This window comes from Jeotgalibacillus marinus (genome assembly GCF_040801915.1).
GTDB lineage: Bacteria > Bacillota > Bacilli > Bacillales > Jeotgalibacillaceae > Jeotgalibacillus > Jeotgalibacillus marinus.
In genome coordinates this window covers 1-380 of the sequence record NZ_JBFMIA010000105.1, presented here as the reverse complement: position 1 = coordinate 380, position 380 = coordinate 1, and the positions used below count along the sequence as shown (strand labels likewise).

General features: G+C 51.8%; 1 protein-coding gene. It reads left to right on the top strand.

Annotated features, from left to right (window positions below; genetic code table 11):
* The coding region (locus AB1471_RS18860; RefSeq protein WP_367780951.1) for a hypothetical protein at positions 1–380 on the top strand (380 nt) is incomplete at both ends.

The window sequence follows — 380 nt, the reverse complement described above, 5'->3', positions numbered from 1 at the left end:
AAAAAGGAGGAGAAGGAGGAGAAGGGGAAAAAAAGGGGAAAAGGAGAAAGGGGAAAGAAAGAGGAAAAGAAAGAGAGGGGGAAGGAGAGGAGGGAGGGGGAGGAAGAAGGGAAGAGAGAAGAGAAGGGGGAGGGGAAAAAGAGAGGAGGGAAGGGGGAGGAAGAGGAGGAGGGGAGGGGAAAAAGAGAAGAAAAAGGGAAAGAAGGGGGGGAAAAGAGAGAAAAGAAGGAGAAAAAAAGAGAAGGGGGAAAGAGGGGGAGGAAAAGGAAAAGGGAGGGGAGGGGAAAAAAAGAAAAAAAGAAGGAAGAAGGAGAGGGGAAGAAGGAGGAGAGGAGAAGGGAAGAAGGAGGGAGGGGGAAGGAGGAGGGGGGGGGGGAAAC